The following is a 23,735-nucleotide window of genomic DNA, read 5'->3' as shown; positions in this document are numbered from 1 at the left end:
GATCTTGACCTGCTCGTCGGCGCGGCCCAGGTAGGCGAGTTGCCCGTCGGTACCCCAGCACACCAGGTCGCCGGTGCGATACATGCGCGATCCGGGCGCCCCGAACGGGCACGCCACGAACCGTGACGCGGTCAACCCCGACCGGCCCACATATCCTGCGGTCACCCCGGACCCGGCAACATACAACTCGCCGACGACGCCGGGCGGCACCGCTCGCAGCCAGCCGTCGAGCACGAACAACGCCGCACCCGACACCGGGCTACCGATCGGCGGCGTCCCGGATCCCTTCGTCAGCGGCGCGCTGATCGCGACACACATGGTCGTCTCGGTCGGGCCGTAGGCGTTGACCATCACCCGCCCCGGCGCCCACTGATCGACGACCTCGGGTGGGCAGGCCTCACCCACCACCACCAGCGACACCGACTTCAGGCCCTCCGGCGAGAGCATCGCCACCGCCGACGGGGTCTGGGTCAACACGCTGACTTCCTCGGCGGCCAGCACGTCGTGGAACTCTTCGGGTGAACGTGTCACGTCTTCGGGGACGACCACCAGCCGCCCGCCGCGCAGCAGCGCCCCGAAGATCTCCCACACCGAGACGTCGAAGGCATACGAGTGGCACTGCGACCACACCCCCACCCGCGGCAGGCCCGCATCCAGCGATCCCAGCAGCTGGGTCACGTTGCGATGAGTGACCGCAACACCCTTGGGGACACCGGTGGTACCCGAGGTGTAGATCAGGTAGGCGATATGGTCCGGATGTGGCGCCGGCAACGCCGCGGCGGGCTGGTCATCGATGCGGGAATCGTTGATATCGACCACCGGCACGTCGTGACCGTCCAACCGGTCGGCCAGATCGAGGGTGCTCAGCGCGGCAACGGGTTTGGCGTCGCCCAGCATGAACCCGATCCGGGCCTCGGGCGTTGAGGGATCGATCGGAAGATAGGCCGCCCCGGTTTTGAGTACTGCCAGGATCGACGCCACGGCTTCGGGCGAGCGTGAAAACAGCAGTGCCACATTCTGCCCCGGACCCGCGCCCAGGCGGGTCAACAAGTGCGCCAACCGGTTCGACGCCGCGTCGAGTTCCCGGTAGGTCACCGACCGGCCCTCGCACGCGAGCGCCAACGCCTCGGGTGTCAGCGCCACCTGAGTGGCGAACAACTCCGGAACCGACACCGACGCGCTCGCCGGACGGCTCAAAGCCGCCTTGTTACCAAGGTCTTCCACGCGGGTGCGCTCCGTGGCACGGAGCACATCCAAGGAGGACAACAGCCGGCTCGGATCGGCCGCCACGGTCGCCAGCACCCGCTGCAGCCGCTCCGCCAGGTCCACGACGTCGAAGTTGGAAAACGGTTGTCCGGTACCGACCGTGCTGAGGAACTGCTGGTCGCCGAAGCCGAGGAAGAACAGCCCGAAGTGACCTACCGGGCCGAAGCTGGTGTATTTCGCGGTTGCCGGAACGCCGTCGAGGCTGAGAGTGAGGCGGGCCGGGACGAAGTTCACGACCACCCGGTTGGGCGCCTGTCTCGGGCCGTTGTAGTCGCCTTCGCCGGCGAGCATGCGCGTCGGGAATCGCTGATGCCGCAACGCTTCCCGGGACCGCTTGTCAACGTGCCGGCAAAAGTCGGCGAACGTCGCGTCTGGCGACGCGTTCAATACCAGCGGCACAACGCCGGCGAGCATGCCGGGATGCGTCTTCGACCCCGGGTCCACTCGCCGGCTGACCGGAAAGTCGAGCACGACTTCGTCCGAGTTGTCAGCGCACCACCCACGCACCAGAAGCGCGCAGGCCGCCGTCAGTACCGATGACCGACGGATGCCCAACACCTTGGACAACTCTTTGACCCTGCGGACCACGGACTGATCCAATTGCACCGGCGGAGACGGCGAATACGGGTCTCGCCCGTCGTCGACCGCCACCGCAGGATAATCCGTCCCGTCGTCCGCGGGCCGGTGCTCGGCCCAATACTCTTGATCCTCAAGGAATTTAGCGGAAGCCTCGTATTCCAATTCGCTGCTGACGAGGTCGTGCAACGAGCCGAAGAAGGCGGGAGGAACCGGTTTGCCGGAAGCGAGCGCGGAGTAGACGGCGGCGATCCGTCGGCCCAACAGCCCGAGGCCCATCCCGTCGATGGCGATGTGGTGACAGGTCGTAAACCAGTAATACTCGTCGGGACCCGTGCGGAACAACGCGAATTTGATCATCGGGCCGGTGAGCGGCATCGGCGTTCGCTGGATCGATGATGCGGTCTCTCGGACTTCCCGCTCCGGATCTCGCGCATCGGTCAGGTCATAGAAGACCAGTTCGACATCGTCGTATTCGACGGCCTTCTGGAAGACCTGGCCATCGGCCTCGAAGAAGCAGGCCCGCAGGCTTTCGGCCTCGTTGACCACGTGTCGCATAGCCTGATGCAGCACGCCGGGTTCGATCGCACCCTCGATATGGATCAGTACGCCCAGCTGCCACGCCACTTCGAAATGGCCGGTTTGCTGTGCTAGCCAGATGTCCAGCTGGCCTCGCGTCACCGGAAATGCCCGGTCCCCGACTTTCACCCCACGCCCCCCACGCCTTGCGCCTGAAAACCCCTTCATACCGACATCGGTCGACAGATCACAAACCGGCGCTCAGCGTGTCGCGTAAATTTTTCGCCCGGATATCGGGCCAGGCTTCTTCGATGTAGTGCAGGCAGGTTGCGCGGTCGGCTTCCCCAAAAACTACTCTCCAACCGGCAGGGATGACAGCAAACGTTGGCCAAAGACTGTGTTGTTCTTCGTTATTGACCAGGACGAAAAAACTGCCACCGTCGTCATCGAACGGATTGAGCTGCACCGGACGGACCCCCTAACACAGAAACGGAAACTGCATATTGCGCCGCGCGCCGCATGAGCGGCCCTGCAGCGCTTACGGATTGAGCGTCAAGCTCGGCCGCGGCGCCGACTAGCGCACGCGGTCGAAAACAGCGCCCGTGAGATTGGACGCAGTGGTAACTGCGCCATGACGGCCGTGGCAGACCCCCTTATCGGACTGACGCTACGACCGTCAATGCTGCCATTCACGCTCGCCGTGTACCCACACCACTAGCCTCGAAACGTCTGAATCACGTTCCTACGTAAGACAATAATTAGGGCCCTTGTTGTACTTGTGTCTCGTTATTCAGCAAAAGAGCTTTGAGTGTCGACGACGTCGACTTCGCCGTAACGGGCTGGGTTACAGCGAATACATCCGCGTACCGCCACGAAGAGGACGGCTATTTGCCGACACCGCGATATGGGCATTGCTTACGTAATCGTAAAATATTTGCCCTTAGCCTGACGGCGGGAGCGGCGTGAGGAACGATAGACCGCGATGTAACCGATTACCTTGCCGCAAGTGCGTTGTAAATAAAGCTCTTAACTGTAGATTCGCGATGCGCTACTTTCGAATATAACCCGCCGGCGCGGCGTCCCCGATGCCCTCGCACAACCGTGTAAAAACGTACGGACGCTTGCTAAGCCCGTCCGACACCATGGCGATCGGCGTGGCCGGACCATGCTTCGCCGTAGCTGTCGGGCGCCGGTTTGCTACAGCGAGGCTTCGGCGACGGCCGCTTCCAGGTCCGAGTGTGACCGAGCGCGCCCCGCCGTTGGCTACGTCCTGGCTTCGATTTGCCGCCGGGCCTTGGCCACCTCGGACGGGCAGCCTTTGAGCAGACCCCTTGTGATCGATCTCACGGCCGCCGGTGGGTGGTGATGGCCTTCGACCGCAGGCGGGCGCCATGCCCACCAGCTGCCCGGCGGTGGAATTGGCGCTTCCCCCGGGCTGCCCGCGGCTGCGCCCGAATCCGTTGAACGATCCTGGAATTGGACTCACACAACTGACTCACAGCTGCGTTTGCCGGACAAAGTTTCGCAGGCGTCCCCGAGCCGTGACGCGAGCCTGGGCGTGTTTAGGCCCCGGCGCTCGCGGGTAGAACTGCGCCCATGTGGGGGTCGGTGCTGGGCTTAGGGATTCTGGCCGCGCTCAATCCGGTTCGTCTCGGGCTTGCCCTCCTTATGATTTCGCGCCCACGGCCTGGACCGAGCCTGCTTGCCTTCTGGCTCGGTGGGTTGACGGTATGTGTGCCCGAGCTGTTGGTCCCCCTGATGCTGCTGAACTTGACGCCGATGTTCCGACACATGGCGCATGGGTCGGCTTCTCCATCCACGACCTCGACCCTCGGGAAGGTTCAAATCGGCCTCGGGGTGATCGGGCTATCGATCGCGGTACTGATGACGGTGCGCTTCGTGACGCGCCGGCGGGCGGCGCAATCCGCACCGGACGACCGATCGGCGGCACTGTCGTCGGCTTCGGGTGCACCCATCGCAATTCCGCGGCTGTTGACCCGAGTGCAAGACGTTTCGAGGGATGACGGCTCCGCTTTCCGGCGCCTGCTCGGCCGCATCCACAACGCGTGGGACACCGGATCGTCCTGGGTCGCATGGGTGATCGGCCTCATCTCGGTACCGGTCGACGGCGTCCTCTTCATCGTCGCGATCATCGTGGCCTCGGGCGCATCGATCACCGCGCAGTTCAGCGCCGCCATCGCGTTCATCGTGCTGATGTACGCCGTCGTCGAGGTCATCCTCGTCGGCTATGTGGCCACGCCGGCAAAGACCCAATCCCTGCTCCGGGTGTTGCACGATTGGGTGCGGGCCTACCACCGGCAGATCCTGGTGACGCTCTTCACGGTGGTGGGAGTGTCACAGCTGGTTCAGGGCCTGCACATCGTCTGAGCGGTGAGCGGTCTGGGCCGTCAGCTCAGTTCGAACGCGGAGGGCGGTCCGACTGGACCAAGACGCGCGCGATCTGCTCCGTCCGGGTATTCGTCTCCTGCGAGAGTCTGGTCAGCATCCCGAAAGCGCGATCGGCATCGATATTGAATCTCTCCATCAGGATCCCCTTGGCCTGGCCGATGGTGTCTCGGGTCAAGATGGCTCGTATCAGTTGCTCGTTTCGGCGACCAGCGCCTGCTGGCGTTGGAGGTGGCAGGTGGTTTCCCCGGCGCTGACGGCCTCGAATACATGCAGCAGTTCGACCGGATCCCAGGAGTCACCTTGACCGACGTCGCGCACCACCTCCGCCAAAAGCTGCCCGCTTTCGGAAACTTCCTTCACGCAATGCACCACCCCCACCAACTCGCCGTGGTCGAGCAGCGGGGAGTTGGTGGGCCGCCACACCTTGGGCAGCAATTCGTTCCGAACGGCGGGGTCGCGAATGTCATAGCGTTGCATCCGCATCTTGTGGGTGCGGCCGCCGCGCATCGCGGCCTCCAGGGACGACGCAAGCTTCGACGTCCCGTCGGATTGCGGGTCCTTGGGATTGTCCGGGAATGCGTCGAGAGATATTGCCCGAGCAGCTCGCGGTGTTCCCGCAGCGTGACGTGTTCGTAGGCATTACTTGCCGCCCGGATCCGCAGATCGCCGTCGAGAAGCAAGCAACATACTCCCGAGACCCCCTGGACCATTTCTCGGGCTATTGCATCGAACCGCCGTTGATTGCGCACCGCCTAAGCCACTACCCACCATTAATACAAGTGCCCAACCAGCAATGATCGCGTCGGAGTGCACCACGTACGACACGATTCTGCCCGCCGCGGCTGTTTGTCTCGCGCCGTCTGCACGGCTGGCCAACCCGGTCCCGACCGGCGCACTATCACGCTATGAGACGAGAAGTGAGCGCCGAGATCGAAGTCGACATCACCGCGGCCACGACGCTGGAGTTCCAGATCGCCGTTGCGCCGCACCCGCATGCTGAGGTCTTCGAGTCGCTGCGCTTCGTCTTGAACGGACGGCGAATCCAGCCCTTGGAGGTCAGCGGACTGCACGGCAACCGCATCCACAAGTTCGACGCGGCGGCGGGCACGCTGCGCGTCGACTACGCAGCGACGATCGTGGGCCACACTGATCCGGCTCCGGTGACCGAATACGACCAGTCGATGTACCTGCGGCCTAGCCGTTACGCCGAGGCCGATAAGTTCTACGGTTTCGCCGCCACCGAATTCGGCAATGACCGCGATTCGACGGCGCTGCTGGAGCACGTCAGTTCCTGGGTGGGCACGAGACTCAACTATGTACCCGGCTCGAGTGATCCGATCGACGGGGCGGTGGACACGTTGCTCGCCGGCGAAGGTGTGTGCCGCGACTACGCGCATCTGGTGGTGGCGCTCCTGCGAGCGGTCAGTGTGCCGGCCCGCTTGGTGTCCGTCTACGCACCCGGCGTGCATCCGATGGACTTCCACGCGGTGGCCGAGGCTTTCGTCGAGGGACAATGGCGGGTCGTCGATGCGACCCTGCTGGCCCCGCGACAGACACTGGTGCGTATCGCCACCGGTCGCGATGCCTCCGACACGGCATTCCTCGATAACCACAAAGGCGCCATCACGCTGGACCGGCTAGTGGTGAGCGCCCTGGTGGATGGCGAATTACCGCGCGATTCGATCGACCAACTGGTTTCGATCCGCTGAGGCCAGCTGCGCGACCGGAACTGAACATCATCTTCGCCACCGAAATCCTCTGTGCCGCCGTGTGATTACCCCACAGCGACGGGGAGCAAATGCGGGCGTGGCGATTCACGCTCGCGTTCGGACAGGACCGCGGTAGTGAGGCGCCTCGGAACCAAAGTCGCCCCGCAGCGGGTATGTCGATGGAACGTGGTGGCCGCACGGTGCGGATCGCACGGCAGAGCTGCGAGATCCGCTGGCGGTGCTACCAATTCGGCTTGGCCGGTGGGTCGGGTCATCTACAACCTCGCCGGACGGGCGACGGCACAGGCCAAATTGGCGTGTGGTCGCCAGACCGGACGACTCGATGGGGTAGACGGGTAGGCCGGCGGCCCGCCGTAACACCATTACCGCGGGCGCTGTCCCGGTTCGATGCGGAACCATGAGCAGCTTCGCCCGCGCATCGCGGCCGTTGGCGTTTGTTGGCGTTTGATCATCTTCCGGGTCTTTCCGAACTACGCGGCATCAGTCTCGACACCATTCTCACCGTAGGATTCGGCTTCACTTTTATCGTCGGGTTGACGAATTTGTGGTGGCAGCTGGATCGTCTCACTTTCGAATTTTTCGGATCGCTCGGCGTTGGCGCCCGTTTTGGTCGCGGCGGACCTTGCCATCCCGAGAGGTGTACACTCGTTCGATCGGGACCAGCCAGGCCCCCAAAAATCAAGGTCCGCGATGTCTGATAAATCTCCCCGGGCAAACCATGGGTAATAAACCGGGTAAATCCCTGGGAAAGAAACGCGCCGCGAGGCGCAGCGAGTCGACCGAGATCTCGCAGCCGGAAGCGTTTCGAGTTAACAAGAAGCGCTGAAGCGACAATCTTGCTCGATACCCACCCGGATCACGCTCGATCGGCGCGCGCAACCGATCGGGATCGATGAAATATCTGAACACAAAGCAGTCGAACAATACCCACCGGTCCAGCTGGCCAGCGGCAATTCACCCCATTGACTTTTGCGAGATCGTGTTACGGTTGACCCGGATGTAGCAAAATTACATCCACTTTGAAAAGAAAGAGAAGTTAGTATGACACAGGGAACTGTGAAATGGTTCAACAGCGAAAAGGGCTTCGGATTTATCGCCCCTGACGGCGGCGAAAAAGATGTGTTCGTGCACCATTCTGAAATCCAAGAAAGCGGTTTTCGCACCCTCGAGGAAAACCAGCGAGTCCAGTTCGAGATCACCCAGGGACCTAAAGGCCCCCAGGCGGTGGGAGTGACCACCATCTAGCCATGAAGCACGAAACCCCCTGGGGCTGAACGATATCCTCCCGGCCCGTTCGCCCCGGGGGCTCGCGCATCTTTCGAGATACGCGCCTCAACCCCTTGCCGGTTTCCGGTAGCACGGTCAGAACGCTACGCAGACCGGCCCTTAGGCTGGTGTCGGTTACCTCGGGCGACTATCGCCGTCGCCAATCCCCTTCGCCGCACATTGTCGCCTGCAACCGCCACGTGCGATTGCGCTGCGGCGCTCCGAAACCTGTTCTCGGACGCTGTCTCTGGTGCGTCGTCGACGGTGGCGAACAGGAACCGGTTGGGCAGCGCCAGTTTACAGATCGTACGGATGCTGAGCAGGTATTGCCGAAGCAACGGACCCGTGGTGTAAGGCAAGTCGTAGGTGACACACAAGGCGCGCACCCGGTCGGCGATCTCAGGGTAGCGATTGCTCGGCAGATCAGGGAAGAGGTGGTGTTCGATTTGATAGCAGAGGTTTCCGCTCATGAAAGCCAACACCGGCCCGGCTTGGAAGTTGGCGGTACCCAGCATCTGCCGGAGATACCATCCAGCTTTCGTCTCGCTCTCCAGAACTGACGGGTTGAACTTCTCCGCTCCATCCGCGAAGTGGCCGCAGACGATTACCGCGTACGCCCAGACGTTGCGCAACCCGTTGGCCACCACATTCGCCGCAAGTGCGCGGCGCCATCGGCGGCCGCTCAGCGCCGGAAAGAATACATAATCCTTACCGGCCTGGCGCGCCATCTTGCGGATCATCACCCTTTTGTGGGCAGATCTTCCGGCGTCTGTCGTCTCGCGGTCCCGTGCGGCGTACAGGCCGTGCAGCGCGATACCCCATTCGAAGGCCAGCGCCAGCAGCACCGCGCGCAACGGCTGCACCAAGGAGCTCGGCTGCCACTCCTGATCCCGGGTGACCCGGAGGACTCCGAATCCGAGGTCGTCGTCGACGCCGACGATGTTGGTGAACATATGGTGCCGGTGGTTGTGAGAGGACTGCCAGTGCTTCGAGGGACCGACCATGTCCCATTCCCAGGTGCTGGAATGAATCTCCGGATCGTTCATCCAGTCCCACTGACCGTGGCTGATGTTGTGGCCGAGTTCCATGTTCTCGACGCACTTGGCCACGGCCAGCGCCGCGGTTCCGGCAGCCCAGCCGAGCTTGCTTTTGGTGAGAACGATGGTCAGCCGCGCCGCGACCTCGAGGCATCGCTGAAAGGCGATGGCGCGCCGGATGTACTCGCGGTCCTTGGCGCCGCGCGAATTTTCGACGTCGCAGCGGATCGTCTCCAATGCGGCCGCAAGTGCCTCAAGGTCGGCGTCGCTCAGATGGGCGTATTCAGGTACGTCGGTGATGGCCATCGACGCTCAACGCGCTTCGCGCGCAGTGGCGTAGGGCGTTCGCGTGACGGCACGCGGACAGGGCGGGTTCACGAGCCGCAGCAATGTGGGTCACGTCCGATCTTTTTGAATGGTTGGTTACGCACAACTGGCGAGGATCGGCGCGAGGCCAGACAGGCCGAATGGAGGCGGGATTGATATCCGCGTCTGAGGTCGCCGGCACGGTATCGCAGCGGGCTCGGCTGCCGTCGTCGCCTTCATCGCCAGAGTCAGGCGGCAACGGCCGCAACCTACTGGTCCGGTGGACGGCTGAACTATCTGTTGAGTACCTGCCTTATCGGCTTGTAGGCGTTGGTCGATTTCCGAGGCTACATGACCCGCGGGATCCGCGCTCTGTGCGTGGAAGCGACAGACGGGTCGCGACGTCGATGCTTGGGCTGGGTCAGCTGCACGCCCTGCTCGACGCCCTCAGCACCGACCTGGCACCCAAGATCGCGTCGTAGCGGTCTTCCGATCGCACCGCAGTGGGTAATCCTTCGGTCGACGAAGGGTCGCGATGACCGGGTGTTCAGACACCGATGACGACGAGCGCAGGGTGCCCCTCAGGCCCGCGGATCATGGCCGGGAAGGTGGAATGACAACCCGTGAGGACGCGCCCGAACTCACCGAGTCCGGCCGCGGCGACCGACGGCGATGACCACCTAAAGCGTGTTGTGCCTCGCCGGGCCGAAAGGGTTTGGCCTGCGACCACTCGACCCCGAGTGTTGTTACGTGTTTGGCCCCGGCGGTACCGGGCCGCCGAAGACGTGGCGCTCCGGCCGCGGTGATAGAAGTAGTCGTGTGACCGGCTCGTTCTGGTGGGATGTCGTGATCGGTCTGGCCGCAGCCGCCGCCCTCACATGGGTGGCACTGATAGTGACGGTCGCCATCTCGCTCCCCCCGGGTGGGCGATTGGGCGAGGCGGTGCGAATCTTCCCAGACTTGATTCGCCTCACCCGCCGCCTGGCCGCGGACAGATCGCTCCCCGCTCAGGTGCGCGTCCGGCTCTGGGCGTTGTTGGCGTACTTGGCGTTACCTTTCGATTTGATTCCCGACTTCATCCCCGTAGTGGGTTACGCGGACGACGCCATCATTGTGACCGCCATCCTGCGCGGCGTCGTCCGCCGGGCCGGCATCGTTGCGGTGCGGCGGCACTGGCCTGGCAGCGACGACGGCTTCACTGTGCTCTGCCGCCTAACAGGTCTGAACGGTTGACGCGGCGCTGCCTGAGCGCGGCCGCAACAGACCAGCAGCGAACACTGCGGCGAGCATCCACGCCGCGGCATATCCGAAGGCCGCCGCCGGTGACACCAGCGTGTACAGGAAACCCGCCACCACGGTGGCCACCACATCACCGACGGCCTGCACCGCACCAAGGACTCCGAAACCGCTGCCGCGCAGCCGATCCGGAAGTAGCTGAGACACCACCGCCGATTCGGCGGGCTCAGCCAGCCCGATGCCCACACCTGCCGCACAAAACGCCACCACGATCAACGCCACGCTATGCCCACCGGCGGCAAACAACCCGTATCCGATGATGTAAACACCGGCCGCCGTGGCGAATACGGCGCGAGGCCCAGCGCGGTCATACCAGCGTCCGGCCAGAAGTGAGGCAAGCGTCGCGGCCACGTTGTGACACGCATAGACCAAGATGGCCAGCGACGTGGCGGCGGTCAGCGATCGGACCGGCGACGCAAATAGCTGTGTCGCCCGCAGAATGAGCAGCGTCGCTGCGATGTTGCCGAATTCGAACAGCGCGACCGGCAGGAGGGCACGCAGCATCCCCGCGTCGCGCAGCGCCGCAAGTTGCAGGCGCCTACCCGCCGGCTCGGGCTGTGTCCGGCCTCGCCGGCGTGCCGCACGTGCCGCAATGATGATGGCGAGAGCCGCGAACAACCCCGGCACCGCCGCCAGAAACAACGCCGGTCGAACACCCAGCCACGCCACCAGGCCCGCGGCCAGCAATGGCCCTGCCACCGCGCCGAGATTGTCCCCCGCCCGCTCCAATCCAAAAGCCCTGCCGTGGGCCGATATTGGGCTCAGTGACGCCAGCAGCGCGTCACGCGAAGGCGAGCGCAGCCCGCGTGAAAGCCACGCCAAAGCACGGAAGACCCCCGCCTGCCACACCGCTGTCGTCGCACCGATGGCTCCCGTGGCCAGCGCGGTGCCCAGATAGCCCCCGGACGCCGTGCGGCCACGCTTTGTACGGTCATTGGCCAACGGAGCACCCGCCAACTTCATGACGCCGATGAGAGCGTCACTGATGCCGTCGATGACCCCAAGAGCACTCGCCGAAGCACCAAGCGTCCCCGTGATGAACGCCGGCAGCACCGAGGTGGTGATCTCATGCCCGGAATCGGAGAAGAAACTTGCCGCTCCCACGGCTCCAACGCCGGGAGTCAACCAGCGCTCGGCGGAACCGTCCCGGACGCCCCCGTTGCTGATCGCCGCCGACTCCCCCGCGCCGTCACGCGATGCATCGTCGACGGGGGCAGACCCTGGGCGTGGCTCATCAGACATGCGCGTTTTCCTTCTAAGCGTGACCGCTAGCCGATGTCGGCATTGTGCCGCAGCAACGGCCGTCTCGGGTATGCCCCGCGACGACACGGCACCGCCCGCTCGGAACCGCTGGCCTGGAATTCGTCATGTTGCTGGACGCACCGGGCGGCAGAAATGCAAAAGCGGCTCCAGATGGCGCTGAGCCGCTCTTCACCTGCTACTTCCTGTGTCGGGCTGACAGTGTGGTGTTTCAGGACATGCGAATGGGGTGTCTCAAGACATAGGAATAGGTGAGTCGGTCAGTTTCAACGGGTGTCGAAGGCTCGCCTGGTCATCACCGCTGTTGTCGTCGGGGGTCGCCGTCAGTCGCAGGTCGCCCGCAATTACGGGGTCTCACAGAGTTGGGTATCACGACTGGTGGCCCGCCCCCCTCAACCGCACGCTGAACTGGCGATAGGAGCGACGCTTGTCCGGGAGCATCGCTCCGGACCGGTCCTTCAATAGGCGACCTGATAGGCCACCGATAAACAAAGCAGCGGGGATAACACCACTTTCCCGATGCTGGTAACGCGGTTGATTCCGAGTTCAAATTTCCGTCTACGATATCCCGGTGCGTAAAAAATCTGCCGCGGCGTCGAATCGCGAAACGACCGCCGACGCCGAGTCGAAATCTGCCCGCACTCGTGCCCGCATCCTCGATGCGGCGGCGCATGTCTTGAGCTCGAAAGGGTTTGCAGGGACAAGACTCTCGGATGTCGCCGAACATGCCGAGATCCAGGCGCCGGCGATCTACTACTACTTCGGCTCCCGCGAAGAACTCATCGAAGAGGTGATGTACTGCGGGGTCGCCGAACTGCGTAAACACGTGCAGGATGCCCTCAACGATCTGCCGCCGGAGACCTCGCCGCTGGATCGGATCATGACCGCCGTCGAGGCCCATTTGCGCCACGAGCTGGAAATCTCCGATTACGCCACCGCCTCGATCCGCAATTCCGGCCAGATCCCGGAGCGACTGCGTTCCCGGCAGCTCAAGGAGGAGACGAGCTACGGGCGCGCGTGGCGCCGGTTGTTCGACAACGCACTGGCGGAGGGTCAGATCCGGAACGACCTGGACCCTCGTTACGCGCAGTTGCTGGTCCTGGGAGCGCTGAACTGGGCGGCCGAATGGCGTGACCCCCGCCGCGACTCCGTCGACAGCATCGTTGTCAATGCCCAATCGTTGATCCGCCACGGACTGTGCCCGCCGAAGGAATCCCCTGTCCGCACCGCGAGGAAGACGCGAACCGCGGCCAGTAGGCGTTGAGAGAAGTGCCACCCCGGGGCGAGTACCCCAGTTTTTTGATTCAATGTTAAATTAAGGGAGTGACTGAAGCTTACATTGTTGATGCGGTTCGCACGGCGGTCGGACGACGCGGCGGTGGGTTCGCCAACGAGCACCCGGCGGATATGGCCGCCAGTGTCATTCGCACCGTTGTCGGTCGGCATGACCTGGATCCCGAGGCAGTGGATGACGTAATCCTGGGCTGCCTGGACAACATCGGTTCCCAGGCCGGAGATATCGCACGGACCGCGGCTCTGGCAGCGGGCCTGCCCGAGTCGGTGCCGGGCGTGACGGTGGATCGCCAATGCGGATCTGCGCAACAGGCAGTGCATTTCGCAGCGCAGGCCGTGATGAGCGGCACTTCCGACCTGATCGTCGCCGGCGGTGTCCAGAAGATGAGCCAATACCCGATCTTGAGCGCCTTCGCCGCGGGCGAGCCGTTTGGCTCCAGCGATCCGTGGACTGGATGCCGCGGATGGGAAGCTCGTTACGGCAACCAGGAAATCTCGCAGTTCCGCGGAGCGGAGATGATCGCCAGCCGGTGGAAGCTCACCCGTGAGGACAACGAGCGATTCGCGTTGACTAGCCACCAGCGCGCACTGGCCGCCATCGCCGATGGTCGTTTCACCCGCGAAATCCTCCCTTACGGGGACGTCGCGGTGGATGAGGGGCCGCGCCCGGACACCTCCCTGGAGAAGATGGCGAAGTTGCCGACCCTGGTCGAGGATGGGACCCTGACCGCCGCCGTGGCCAGCCAGATCTCCGACGGTGCCGCGGCCCTGCTCATCGCGTCACAGGACGCGGTCGATCGATTCCGGCTGACACCGCGGGCGCGGATTCACCACATGTCGGTCCGCGGTTCCGATCCGGTGATGATGCTGACCGCACCGATCCCGGCTACCCGGCACGCGCTCAAACGCACCGGACTGTCCATCGACGACATCGACCTGGTCGAAATCAATGAGGCATTTGCGCCCGTGGTGCTTGCCTGGCTCGCCGAGCTCGACGCCGACCCGGAGCGGGTCAACGTCAACGGCGGTGCGATCGCTCTGGGACACCCCATCGGCTGCACCGGCGCCCGCCTGATGACTTCTCTGCTTTACGAATTGGAGCGCACCGGTGGCCGCTACGGGCTGCAGACGATGTGTGAAGGCGGCGGGCAGGCCAATGTCACGATCATCGAGAGGCTGTGACGGGTGCGTCGGACACTGTACGGCCCCGACCACGAGGCATATAGAGGGACGGTCCGGGAATTCCTGAACCGGGAAGTCGTTCCGCACCAGCATGATTGGGACCGCGAGCACCGAATTGACCGAAATGTGTTCGTGAACGCCGCCAAGGCGGGCATTTATGCGCTGGAGGTCGACGAGCGCTACGGCGGTGCCGGTGAACACGACTACCGTTATCGGATGGTGGTCTGCGAGGAGGTCTCCAAGGTCAACGCCTTGTCGTTTGGCCTTACCATCAGCCTGCAGGACGATCTGGTGCTGCATTATCTGCTCGATCTCACCTCGGAGGAACAGAAGCAGCGCTGGCTGCCGGGCTTCGCGTCCGGCGAGCTGATCGGTGCACTCGCGATGACCGAACCGGGTGCGGGCAGCGACCTCAGGGGGATCCGCACCACGGCCCGCCGCGACGGTGATCGCTGGATTCTCAACGGACAGAAGACATTCATTTCCAGCGGCATCATGGCCGACCTCGTTGTCGTCGCCGCCCTCACCGACCCTGAAGGCGGCTCACGGGGATTCAGCCTGTTCGTGGTGGAACGCGACACACCCGGCTTCCGGCGCGGGCGCCAGCTCGACAAGATCGGACTGCCCGCCCAAGACACCGCCGAGTTATTCTTCGATGACGCGTCGGTCCCCCTCGAAAACCTCTTGGGAGAAGAAGGCAGCGGACTGCAATATCTGATGAGCCATCTTCCCCGCGAACGGCTAGGGGTCACCGCCCAGGCCATCGCGACCACCCGCGCGATTTTCGCCGACACGGTCGAATACTGCCGACAACGCAATGCATTCGGGAAGCCCCTGACGGCGCTACAACACATCCGTTTCGAACTCGCCGAGATGGCCACCGAACTCGACATCACCGAGGCTTACGTGGACAGATCCGTCGAGGCATTCAACGCCGGCGAGCTCTCCCCCGTCGACGCCGCAAAGGGTAAGTGGTACGTCAGCGAGCTGCAACGCAAGCTCATCGATCGCTGCCTCCAGCTACATGGAGGCTACGGCTATATGGTCGAATATCCGGTAGCGCGTGCCTATCTCGACACCCGTGCCCAGACGATCTACGGCGGCACCACCGAAGTCATGAAAGAAATCATTGGCCGCGAGATTGCGGGCTGATCCGCGGATTGCCTACTTCGCCGCCGCGCCCCACGAGGACGCGCGAGGCCGCATCACCGAGCCCACGCGCGCATCACGAGAAGCACCACGAGAACAAGCGAGAATGACCCAACCGGGAACCGGACCCGCCGTAGCCGAGGTGAACCAATGCCCCGCCACGGCGGTCATCGCGGAGCGCGGCGCAGGTTTGCCGTCGGCGCACGCGGGACAGATCGAATAACGGATAAAAGCATGCCATCAGCGACGACGCGTTTGCAGACGACTGGCTAAGATCGCCCAATGACGAGGCGGACTGACGTGGCTGCTGTGACTGGTCCGGGGGTCGACGAAACCGCCGAGTCTAAATCCGCGCAGACAAGGCGGCGGATCCTGGACGCGGCCGCCCACGTGTTGAGCGTCAAGGGCTATGCCGGGCTACGCCTGAACGACGTCGCGGCGCACGCCGAGCTGCAGGCTCCGGCAATCTATTACTACTATCCGTCGCGGGACGACCTCATCGAAGAGGTGATGTGGGCCGGGATCGCGGACATGCGCCGACACGTCATCGGCGTGCTCGAGGGCCTACCGACGGACCTCTCCGCGCTCGATCGCCTGCTCGCCGCGGTCGAGGCGCACCTGCGACATGAACTCGAGATATCGGACTACACAACGGCCGCGATCCGCAATGCCGGTCAGGTGCCGCCGGGGATCCGAAATCGCCAGGTCCTCGAGGAACAACGCTATGGCGAGGTGTGGCGCCGGCTGATCAACGACATGGCGCGATCGGGCCAACTGCGCGCCGACCTCGATTTGTACATGGCGCAGATGCTCGTCTTGGGCGCATTGAATTGGGCGGTCGAGTGGTGGGACCCCCGCCGGGGCTCGATGGAAGCCGTGGTCGCCAATGCCCAATCATTCGTTCGGCACGGACTTGCGGAGGCGGCGGACGCCTGACGGGGCCAAGGGCCGGGCAGCCACTTCCCTGCATATTTAATGCACGATAAATTTTATGGTTGCGGGCACCCGAGCACGGCCGATCTTCACCGGGCGCGCACCAATCGTCGTCGCGGTTACGACGCCGGGCTGACCGCCGGCGGGTACGCCGCGACGATTTTGTCGACCACCAGTGCGGCCGTCTCCGCGCATGCCGTGGTGCCCCCGTTGGCGTATTCCTTGACCGCGTCTCCGACGTTCCACAGCCCGGCGAGCGGGGTGTCGTGCGGCAGATCGAATCCCGCCACCGCCCGTTGCGGTGGCCAGTCGTCGCGGGTGACCGCGATGTTCAATACCCTTGCCCGCTCGTCGAACCCGTCGATGTTGTCGCGCAGATCCTGCAGCAGGAGCTCGGTCTCGGCTGCCTCGTCGAAGTCACCGATGGACGGCTCGGGCACGGACGTCCCGACGTAGAGGTGCCATCCCGGCGGCGCCATCTCCGGACAGGTGTCGGTGAAATTCGCGATGTAGGCCAGTCGCCGCGTGGTGGCGAAGCTGAGCATGCCGGGAACCTCGACAAGCCGGTCGCGGCTCGCGAAGTTCACCGAGATCATCGCGGTCGGACGGTCGCCCTTTTTGACCAGGTCCTGATACTCGACGGGAACGTTATCCTCGCCGAGCAGCTTGACGGTCGCGGCGGGCCCGACATCGCTGACCACGATCGGCGCTGTGATGCTTACCTTTTCGCCGGCACGGATCACATCGACTCCGGTCACGCGCAGCCCGTCGGTGAGAATCTGGGTGGCCGCCGTGGAGAGCCACACCCGGCCCCCATGCGACTCGACGGCGTCGGCCAGGCCACGCCACAGCCCGATGGTGCCCTGCGGGTGAAACCCGAACCGCTTGAACGCGCTCTTGCGGGTGAAATAGGTGAGGAACACCCGCGCCGGCAGGTCCTCGGAGCCGACCGCAAAGATCGAGGCGCACATATTGCGAAAGATGCCATGCACCCGTTCGTTCTTGGTGTAGCGAGAAACCCACTCGGCGGTGCTGATCTCGTCTTCGGGCAGGCCGGAATCGTTGCGGGCCGCACCGATGCCGGCGACCAGTTTGGCGCCCTGGCGGGTGAGCTTGCTCAGCAGAAAGCCCCACCCGCCACCTGTCACGTCGACGTTCTTGCCGCCGATCCGGTAGAGCAGCGCCGGTTTGGGTTCGCGAATGTCGAACGGAGCGCCAACCTGCTCGCAGGTCTGCTGGGTGATTCCGCCTACCTCGATGACGATGGCGCCGGTGTTGACCTTGAACCCGTCGATGTCGTCGGTGGAGGCGCGTCCACCGACCTTGTCCAGCCGCTCCACGACGAGCGTGCGATAACCGTGGTGGGCCAGCCGGGCGGCGGTGAACAAACCGCCGGCCCCGGCGCCGATCACGATTGCATCGAATTCTGTTGAGCTCATCCACATCTCTCTTCTCAGTAGGACCGGGGCAGGCCCAAGGATGTTTGGGCGACGAAATTGAGCACCATCTCGCGGCTGACCGGCGCGGTGCGCATCAGCCGGGTGACGAACCACAGCTCGGACAGGCCGTATTCGTGCGACAGGCCGTTGCCCCCATGGGTCTGAATCGCTTGGTCGAGGGCTTTCAACGCGGCTTCGGAGGCAGCGTATTTCGCGATGTTGGCGGCCTCACCGGCCGGTGCGCCGGCATCGAACAGCTCGGCGCTGCGTGCGGTTGCCATGCGTCCCAGTTCAACCGCGATGTGGCATTCGGCCAACGGATGGGCAATGCCCTGATGGGCGCCGATCGGGGTCGACCAGACGCTGCGCTGCCGCGCGTAGTTCGCGGCCTTGCCGATGGCATAGCGGCCGATCCCGCTGGACAACGCCCCGACCAGGATTCGCTCGGGGTTCAGGCCGTCAAATACCTGCCGAAGGCCGTTGCCGGCCGCCCCGATCAGCGCATCCTCGCCGACCTCGACGTCATCGAGGTACACGGTGAACTGCTTGTCCGGCGACACGATCGACGTGGCAATGGGCGCAAAGGTCAGCCCCGGTGCGTCGGTCGGCACCGCGAATAACGACAACCGGCTGCGGTCGGCCGTCGAATGATCCGCATCGCGGGCCACCAGCAGGATCGCGTCGGACTGGTCGACCGCCGAGATGTAGTACTTAGACCCCGAGATTCTCCAGCCGGTGTCGGTGCGCCGCGCCGTGGTCTTGACGTTGTGGCTGTTGGACCCGGCGTCGGGTTCGGTCAGGCCGAACGCCATCTTCTTGGTTCCGGCCGCGATGGTCGGCAGCCAGCGATGTTTCATGTCTTCGGATGCGTGATGCGCCAGGATGCTGCCGCAGATGGCCGGCGATATGACCCATATCAGCAGTGGCATCCCATGTGCAGCAAGCTCTTCCACAACGACGACGGCCTCGGCCATCCCTCCCCCGCCGCCGCCGTGGTCCTCGGGCAGATGCAGGCCGAGCAGCCCGGCGGCGCCGAGGTCGCTCCACAACTCGTCGATGTCCCTGCCTTCGCGCGCCCGTTCCAGGAAGTACTCCACTCCGTAGCGCTTGGCGATGCCTGCGACGCTTTCCCGAATTGCCTTGTGCTCGGGCGAATCGTTGACCAGTCCCATGTCCTACCTTCCGGTAAAGCGGGGTGTGCGCTTGGATCTGAAGGCCGACAAGGCTTCCGCCGCATCGGCCGTGTCGGCGGTCGCCTTCAGCGATTCGATCTCCGACTGCAGCTGCGTCGCCAGGTCGTGTTGCCAGGAGTCCCGCAATAGTGCCCGCATCCGGACGAACGCGCGGGTCGGACCCTGCGCCAGTTGGGTGGCCAGCCCCAGCGCCCGAGAGCGCAGCTCGTCGGCGGGAACGACCTCGTTGATCATCCCCCACTCGAGGGCCTCGGCGGCCTCGATGGGCGTGTTCCGCAGGTAGGCCTGGGCGGCGCGACGCGCGCCGATCAGGCGCGGCAGGTGCCAGGTGCCGCCCCCGTCGCCCGAAAGCCCAAGCGCGGCAAACGCCGTGACAAACCTGGTGCCCTCGGCCGCCAGCACCAGGTCGGCCGCATAGACGAAGGCGAGACCGCCGCCGGCGATGGCTCCGTGGGCGGCGGTGACGATCGGCGCATCGATCCGGCTCAGCACGCGAAAGGCCTCGTGGAACGACGTGGTCATCCGATGCAGTAATTCGCCGTAGGGCATCGACGGGTCCGACCGGAACGTGTTGATGTCGCCGCCAACGGACAACGACGGACCGTCGCCGCAAATGAGGACGGCGCGGACAGACGGGTCGTCCGCGATCCTGCGAGCCACCGCAAGGGATTCGACCGCCATCCGGGGGTCGATCGCGTTGCGGGCCTCGGGCCGGTTGAGGCAGACGGTCGCCACGCCATCGGTGACGCGGTAGTCGATGGTTTCCAACCTGGCCGGCTCATCGAGCGCGTCGTCCCAGGCGGCGCTGTCGGTCAGCTGATCGAGCGACGTCATACGGCCGTCGTCGGCAAAGCCGATGACATGGTGAAAAGCGGCGTCGAGGCGCTTGCCCGATCGTCGGGCTTCGCCCCGGTAGTGGCCGACGACCAGCAAGCGGCCGTCGTCGAGGGCGTGAAATGCCCCGGGATGGGCGGTCACGTCGTAGTGCCGCCCGAGCTGCCACCAGACCTCCCGGCGCATCGCCTCGGGGCCGACGTGCTCGCCCCCCACGCCGAGCGGCAGGCCGTCGGTGGCGTGCCCGATGAAATCGGGATGCAGCAGCGTTCCGAGCGTTTCGCGGTCGCCGGCGGCCAGCGCGCGGTAGAGGGTTTTCACCGCGGCGACGTGCGAGTCAAAGGACGAGGGTGCGTCAGTTGCCATGGCGGAGGAGGATGCGAATCACTCCCGTTCCTCTCTAGCGAGCGACGAAGTTCGGGTTTTTAAATATTCTCGGTTAGCTATTTATGCAGCTCAACAGCTCGTGTGCCAGAGTCTAACATGAATTTCTAGCGCACGTTAAAATCGATGGAGCCGGGCGGGACGCGATCGTTCCCCATTCGGCGGCTCACCGGGTACTAGGCGGTGGCGGCTTCCTTGACCGGCGCGGTTAGCGCCACGGCGGACAGATCGCCGCGATGGTTTTCGGATCGATCGCGTTCAACCGATGGCTACTACCCCCGGGTGCCACCAACGATCAGGAGAGCTTCCTCGACAGCATGACCCAGCTCGCCGTGTGGGGCCTGGCTCGTCGCCCACCCGACGGGTACGACGAGCCGAACGGCAAGTAGCGATAAGTCCACATCGGAGCGGCCAGGCTTCGCACCGGGCAACACCGCCTGCTCGACAGATCACGGGCAAGAACCCGCGCGCTGAATTGAGGCGGACCTATCCGGCGGAGATTCGAACGTCTCACGATCATCAGCTTCCGTTGCCTGAGCTTCGTGTCGGATTGCCCTGAGCAACCAGAACGCGGTCACGTTGTACCACAGGGCAAACAACACGAGCGGTAGATACAGCGCGAAGACACCGTTCCACGCCAGCGGGCCATGGTAAAAGAATACGATCGCGCTCGCGGGGAACATGCTGAACACGAACCAGAGGCTCAAATACCCGGCCCACCGGGGGATGACAACGGTCGGGTAAATCAACACGCTCAATGCGAACGCCCCCGCTTGTATGAAGAAGAACGGCCAGCTCACGATCCACGAGATCCACGCGAAGTCGTTGAGCGCCACCATGACATCGCCGGAATGGCCGGCGCGGTAGGCGATGGTCAGCCATAGGAACGGAGAGATGGCAAAGAACACCGCTCCAATTCCTGCCGAAATAGCCTGCACGACAGTCAGAGCCGGGAAGCGGCCCTTTTCTACGCGCAGCATCTGGCCAGAGATCGCCACGCCCCACGGCACATAAAGGGCGGATGCGAACGCGCAGATCGACATGCCCGCCAAGATGCGCAGATGCCGGGTGTGAAAGTAGGCAGCGACGCCGTCGTCGCCCCAGCCTGGCGCCGGCGGCGGAATGAAGCCGGCCACTACAACCAGTCCCAAAAGGTAGAGCACGAAGAACCCGTATCCACTCGCCAAGCAGATCAGTTGATTTCGCGCTTTCATCCCTAACTCCCGGGCGTGTCAAATCGGACCGCGGCGGTCGGTGACTCCGGCATTCGCGCGGTGCTCATGGTCCGCCGTGCGGCGGGAAATCGACGGATGCTGGAAAGCAATTCAGCAACGCTGGGTCCTCGGCAAGCAGTCGTCGCCAATAGCGGCGATAGTGCCGGAAGGACATGAAGTCCTGATCGTTGCCGTAGACGGTCTGGCCGTCATACTCCCAGCGCACCAGCGACCACCAGTTGAGAATGTCGCTGTTGATGGGCCACTTGAGCCAATTGAGGCTCTGACCCTCGGCGTGCAGCTCCCGACCGAGCTCATCCACGGCGTCGATAACCTGGGTCAGGACCCGGCCGTCTCGACCGCGTTCCGCACGACGAGTACCCCCTACGACCCGGGCCTTGATTCCGTCGCGAACGTAGAAGCCCGTCGTCACCGTCTCGGTGGTGCCGTCGATCGGGTCTTCGTCGAACGTCAACGCGGTCTGCGGATCATAAAGATGCCACGCGCTGTCGGGACTCGCGAAGACGTACGGCCAGCCGGCACGCAACGGGTCGGCGACGTCGGCATGACGGGGTCCCCAGCCGCGATCGCGCAATGCCCCACAGTCGATCTCGACCCGCTCACCGTCGATGTCGAGATCTCCGGTGAACCAACCGGATTGCTCGTAGTGGCCAACAGAGAAGTCCCCGTCTTTCTTCACCCAGTTCTTGATGCCCGGGTCCTCGTCGCCACTCGTGGCCAGCTTCATGTAATGCGGCTCAGCCATGGCCGTCCACGTGAGGTCGAACTTGACGCCGTGGCGGTCATAGCGGAAGCGATATTCTTGCTGCGGCTCGATCATGCTGCAGCTCAACGAGTTTGAGAGTTCGAAGTTGAACATCTCGGCCCCGTCGGGAATCGCCAGGTGCTGGTCCCAGCCGTAGTACAAACAGTTGTAGACGTCCTCGCCGGAGTGGTCCCACATGGCCGGGCCGGCAACCACCAGGTTCATGTTCGGTCGCCAGTAGAAGTAGATGAAGCCGGACAGGTTCCGCTCGGGCACATTGAAGCCGAGCAGGCTGTTCTCGCTCCAATAGGGGTCGTCGCTTCGAGGATGAAATTGCTCGTCAGAGACGTCGATTGCGTCGGTCCAGCCCACGTTCTTCCTCCTCGTTGAGGTCCACGCCCCATTCCCATCAAGTGCACAGCGTGATTGACAGCATATTTCTAGTCGTACATTATGTTCGAATGACGTGTTCGTTTCAATCCTCGGCCTCTGCCAATCTGCGGACCCGGCGACCGCGGGTGATGCCTATCGCCAGACAAGGCCGTCGATGACGACTGGGCCGGCCCGACGTGACCGAACAACGTTCGCCGACGCGGTCGTCCCGCCGGTCGCAGATATCGAAGAGCTCACCGTGGATTGGTTCAGGCGGGTATTGGCCGGCGCGGGAATTCCCGCCGGGGCCGATCTGCAAAAGGTCGCCCTTGCGCCGGTGTCGGGTGGCCTTATGGCCCGCATGGTCCACGCAACGCTGAGCTACGCAGAACCGACGTCGTCACCGGATTCGCTGTTGGTGAAGTGCCCAACAGACGATGCGGGCAGCCTGGGTGTCGCCCATGCGATGAGCATGTACGAACTGGAAACCCGCTTCTATCAGGACATCGCACCGCTTGTGCCCGACATGGGGCTGCCGCGGTGTTATCTCGCGGAACTCTCGGATGATGCCACGAAGTTCACGTTGGTCCTGGAGGACTTGAGCAGCGAGCTGAGAGCCGGCGACGTACTGCTGCCGAGCACTGTTGACGAGTGCTCGAGCGTACTCAGGGAGCTGGCGAGATTCCAAGCACCGCTGTGGAATTCGAGTGCAGTATCGACCCTGGACTGGATCGCCGACCCGGCACGAACGATCGGCGTGTTCGACGCGCTGCCCGCCGGATTGCAACCGTTTCTCACCCGATTCGGCGACCACCTCGACGCAGCCCACGTCGCGCTGTTCGAACGCACCATCCCGCACGCGGGAAAGTGGGTGCGCAGTTGGAAAGCCCCCACCGTGGTGCAGCACGGCGACTTCCGCAGCGACAACATCATGTTTTCAACACATCCAGGCAACCAGCGGATCGCGGTGATCGACTTCCAGACAGTTCGACTCGGGCCCCCGGGGGTGGACCCGGCCTACTATCTCGGTTCCGCCTTGGCAACCGAGGATCGACGCGGCGCCGAACGCGATCTGATCGCCGAGTACCACGAGCACCTATGCAGTGGCGGGGTCGAGGGTTTCGGCTTCGACACCTGCTGGGACAGCTACCGCGAGGGCGCTATGTATGGCGTCCTGCTGTTCGTAGGTATGGCCGGGCACGTGGCGTCAACCGAACGCGGCGATCAGCTGATCGTCGACCAGATCCACCGTTACGCCGCAATGGCGCTTGACCTCGACGCGCCAGCGGCTGCTGGCCTGACCTAGACGAA

19 protein-coding genes and 2 pseudogenes are annotated in these 23,735 nt (G+C 64.0%); 11 read left to right on the top strand and 10 right to left on the bottom strand.

Annotated elements, in window-relative coordinates:
* A partial coding sequence (locus tag EPN51_RS13580; RefSeq protein WP_293043371.1) for an amino acid adenylation domain-containing protein occupies positions 1-2,589 on the bottom strand: 2,589 nt, incomplete at its 3' end.
* A gap of 19 nt (positions 2,590-2,608) precedes the next feature.
* Positions 2,609-2,827 carry an MbtH family protein gene (locus EPN51_RS13575; RefSeq protein ID WP_293043368.1) on the bottom strand — a complete coding sequence of 73 codons (219 nt, stop codon included), beginning with the start codon at positions 2,825-2,827 and terminating at the stop codon, positions 2,609-2,611.
* Positions 2,828-3,957: 1,130 nt separating this feature from the next.
* On the opposite strand from EPN51_RS13575, the gene EPN51_RS13570 reads away from it, so the two are divergent.
* Positions 3,958-4,749: a GAP family protein gene (locus tag EPN51_RS13570; protein ID WP_293043365.1), complete on the top strand. Its 792-nt coding sequence runs from the start codon at positions 3,958-3,960 to the stop codon at positions 4,747-4,749.
* Positions 4,750-4,774: 25 nt separating this feature from the next.
* Here EPN51_RS13570 and EPN51_RS13565 read toward each other — a convergent pair.
* Positions 4,775-5,519, bottom strand: a pseudogene (locus tag EPN51_RS13565) (ANTAR domain-containing protein).
* A 156-nt stretch (positions 5,520-5,675) separates the two neighbouring features.
* Between EPN51_RS13565 and EPN51_RS13560 the strand changes: the two are divergent.
* From EPN51_RS13560 to EPN51_RS13550, 3 genes and pseudogenes are all read left to right on the top strand, one after another.
* Positions 5,676-6,479 carry a transglutaminase family protein gene (locus EPN51_RS13560; RefSeq protein WP_293043363.1) on the top strand — a complete coding sequence of 268 codons (804 nt, stop codon included), beginning with the start codon at positions 5,676-5,678 and terminating at the stop codon, positions 6,477-6,479.
* A 208-nt stretch (positions 6,480-6,687) separates the two neighbouring features.
* A pseudogene (locus EPN51_RS13555) lies at positions 6,688-6,831 on the top strand (hypothetical protein); the annotation flags it as partial.
* 710 nt (positions 6,832-7,541) lie between these two features.
* Positions 7,542-7,745, top strand: a complete 204-nt coding sequence (locus EPN51_RS13550) for a cold-shock protein (RefSeq protein WP_293043360.1) — start codon at positions 7,542-7,544, stop codon at positions 7,743-7,745.
* Positions 7,746-7,870: 125 nt separating this feature from the next.
* Here the strand turns inward: EPN51_RS13550 and EPN51_RS13545 are convergent, their stop codons facing one another.
* Complete coding sequence (locus EPN51_RS13545; RefSeq protein WP_293043357.1) at positions 7,871-9,109, bottom strand: acyl-CoA desaturase; 1,239 nt, start codon at positions 9,107-9,109, stop codon at positions 7,871-7,873.
* Between the two features lie 819 nt (positions 9,110-9,928).
* Here EPN51_RS13545 and EPN51_RS13540 point away from each other — a divergent pair.
* Entirely contained in the window at positions 9,929-10,342 is a 414-nt protein-coding gene (locus tag EPN51_RS13540; protein WP_293043355.1) for a YkvA family protein, read from the top strand.
* Here EPN51_RS13540 and EPN51_RS13535 read toward each other — a convergent pair.
* Complete coding sequence (locus EPN51_RS13535; protein ID WP_293043352.1) at positions 10,322-11,647, bottom strand: MFS transporter; 1,326 nt, start codon at positions 11,645-11,647, stop codon at positions 10,322-10,324. The two genes, EPN51_RS13540 and EPN51_RS13535, sit on opposite strands and share 21 nt — an antisense overlap.
* Positions 11,648-12,236: 589 nt before the next feature.
* Between EPN51_RS13535 and EPN51_RS13530 the strand changes: the two genes are divergently transcribed.
* The 4 genes from EPN51_RS13530 to EPN51_RS13515 all read left to right on the top strand — a co-directional run bounded on the left by EPN51_RS13530 (position 12,237) and on the right by EPN51_RS13515 (position 16,225).
* The gene (locus tag EPN51_RS13530) at positions 12,237-12,929 is read left to right on the top strand and encodes a TetR/AcrR family transcriptional regulator (RefSeq protein WP_293043349.1); all 693 of its coding nucleotides are present in this window, start codon (positions 12,237-12,239) and stop codon (positions 12,927-12,929) included.
* Positions 12,930-12,988: 59 nt separating this feature from the next.
* A complete protein-coding gene (locus tag EPN51_RS13525; protein WP_293043346.1) occupies positions 12,989-14,140 on the top strand; it encodes an acetyl-CoA C-acetyltransferase in 1,152 nt (383 codons plus the stop codon).
* A 3-nt stretch (positions 14,141-14,143) separates the two neighbouring features.
* Positions 14,144-15,292 carry an acyl-CoA dehydrogenase family protein gene (locus EPN51_RS13520; protein ID WP_293043343.1) on the top strand — a complete coding sequence of 383 codons (1,149 nt, stop codon included), beginning with the start codon at positions 14,144-14,146 and terminating at the stop codon, positions 15,290-15,292.
* Between the two features lie 297 nt (positions 15,293-15,589).
* Positions 15,590-16,225, top strand: a complete 636-nt coding sequence (locus EPN51_RS13515; protein ID WP_293043340.1) for a TetR/AcrR family transcriptional regulator — start codon at positions 15,590-15,592, stop codon at positions 16,223-16,225.
* Positions 16,226-16,341: 116 nt separating this feature from the next.
* On the opposite strand, the gene EPN51_RS13510 is transcribed toward EPN51_RS13515, so the two are convergent.
* From EPN51_RS13510 to EPN51_RS13500, 3 genes are read right to left on the bottom strand one after another with little or no spacing between them, the layout of a single operon-like run.
* Entirely contained in the window at positions 16,342-17,661 is a 1,320-nt protein-coding gene (locus EPN51_RS13510) for an NAD(P)/FAD-dependent oxidoreductase (RefSeq protein WP_293043337.1), read from the bottom strand.
* A 14-nt stretch (positions 17,662-17,675) separates the two neighbouring features.
* The gene (locus tag EPN51_RS13505) at positions 17,676-18,833 is read right to left on the bottom strand and encodes an acyl-CoA dehydrogenase family protein (protein WP_293043334.1); all 1,158 of its coding nucleotides are present in this window, start codon (positions 18,831-18,833) and stop codon (positions 17,676-17,678) included.
* Between the two features lie 3 nt (positions 18,834-18,836).
* Positions 18,837-20,054 (bottom strand): enoyl-CoA hydratase-related protein, encoded by a 1,218-nt coding sequence (locus tag EPN51_RS13500; protein ID WP_293043331.1) that lies wholly within the window; start codon positions 20,052-20,054, stop codon positions 18,837-18,839.
* Positions 20,055-20,308: 254 nt separating this feature from the next.
* On the opposite strand from EPN51_RS13500, the gene EPN51_RS13495 reads away from it, so the two are divergent.
* Complete coding sequence (locus EPN51_RS13495; protein ID WP_293043328.1) at positions 20,309-20,461, top strand: hypothetical protein; 153 nt, start codon at positions 20,309-20,311, stop codon at positions 20,459-20,461.
* A gap of 60 nt (positions 20,462-20,521) precedes the next feature.
* On the opposite strand, the gene EPN51_RS13490 is transcribed toward EPN51_RS13495, so the two are convergent.
* Both EPN51_RS13490 and EPN51_RS13485 read right to left on the bottom strand, forming a co-directional pair.
* On the bottom strand, positions 20,522-21,286 hold the full coding sequence (locus tag EPN51_RS13490) for a hypothetical protein (protein WP_293043325.1): 765 nt from the start codon (positions 21,284-21,286) through the stop codon (positions 20,522-20,524).
* Between the two features lie 64 nt (positions 21,287-21,350).
* On the bottom strand, positions 21,351-22,424 hold the full coding sequence (locus EPN51_RS13485; RefSeq protein ID WP_293043322.1) for a hypothetical protein: 1,074 nt from the start codon (positions 22,422-22,424) through the stop codon (positions 21,351-21,353).
* Positions 22,425-22,599: 175 nt separating this feature from the next.
* Between EPN51_RS13485 and EPN51_RS13480 the strand changes: the two genes are divergently transcribed.
* Positions 22,600-23,730 (top strand): phosphotransferase, encoded by a 1,131-nt coding sequence (locus tag EPN51_RS13480; protein ID WP_293043319.1) that lies wholly within the window; start codon positions 22,600-22,602, stop codon positions 23,728-23,730.
* Positions 23,731-23,735 lie beyond the last annotated feature (5 nt).

The sequence above is a fragment of the Mycobacterium sp. genome (assembly GCF_004298145.1).
Classification (GTDB): domain Bacteria; phylum Actinomycetota; class Actinomycetes; order Mycobacteriales; family Mycobacteriaceae; genus Mycobacterium.
The sequence above is the reverse complement of the archived record's forward strand: the minus strand, read 5'-3'. Positions and strand labels throughout refer to the sequence as shown.

Excerpts from the sequence above, each read along its gene's own strand:
- EPN51_RS13510 (WP_293043337.1), bottom strand. The coding sequence starts at position 17,661 with ATGAGCTCAACAGAATTCGATGCAATCGTGATCGGCGCCGGGGCCGGC.
- EPN51_RS13500 (WP_293043331.1), bottom strand. The coding sequence starts at position 20,054 with ATGGCAACTGACGCACCCTCGTCCTTTGACTCGCACGTCGCCGCGGTG.
- EPN51_RS13490 (WP_293043325.1), bottom strand. The coding sequence starts at position 21,286 with ATGAAAGCGCGAAATCAACTGATCTGCTTGGCGAGTGGATACGGGTTC.
- EPN51_RS13570 (WP_293043365.1), top strand. The coding sequence starts at position 3,958 with ATGTGGGGGTCGGTGCTGGGCTTAGGGATTCTGGCCGCGCTCAATCCG.
- EPN51_RS13495 (WP_293043328.1), top strand. The coding sequence starts at position 20,309 with ATGGTTTTCGGATCGATCGCGTTCAACCGATGGCTACTACCCCCGGGT.
- EPN51_RS13535 (WP_293043352.1), bottom strand. The coding sequence starts at position 11,647 with ATGTCTGATGAGCCACGCCCAGGGTCTGCCCCCGTCGACGATGCATCG.
- EPN51_RS13545 (WP_293043357.1), bottom strand. The coding sequence starts at position 9,109 with ATGGCCATCACCGACGTACCTGAATACGCCCATCTGAGCGACGCCGAC.
- EPN51_RS13560 (WP_293043363.1), top strand. The coding sequence starts at position 5,676 with ATGAGACGAGAAGTGAGCGCCGAGATCGAAGTCGACATCACCGCGGCC.
- EPN51_RS13480 (WP_293043319.1), top strand. The coding sequence starts at position 22,600 with ATGACGACTGGGCCGGCCCGACGTGACCGAACAACGTTCGCCGACGCG.
- EPN51_RS13505 (WP_293043334.1), bottom strand. The coding sequence starts at position 18,833 with ATGGGACTGGTCAACGATTCGCCCGAGCACAAGGCAATTCGGGAAAGC.
- EPN51_RS13550 (WP_293043360.1), top strand. The coding sequence starts at position 7,542 with ATGACACAGGGAACTGTGAAATGGTTCAACAGCGAAAAGGGCTTCGGA.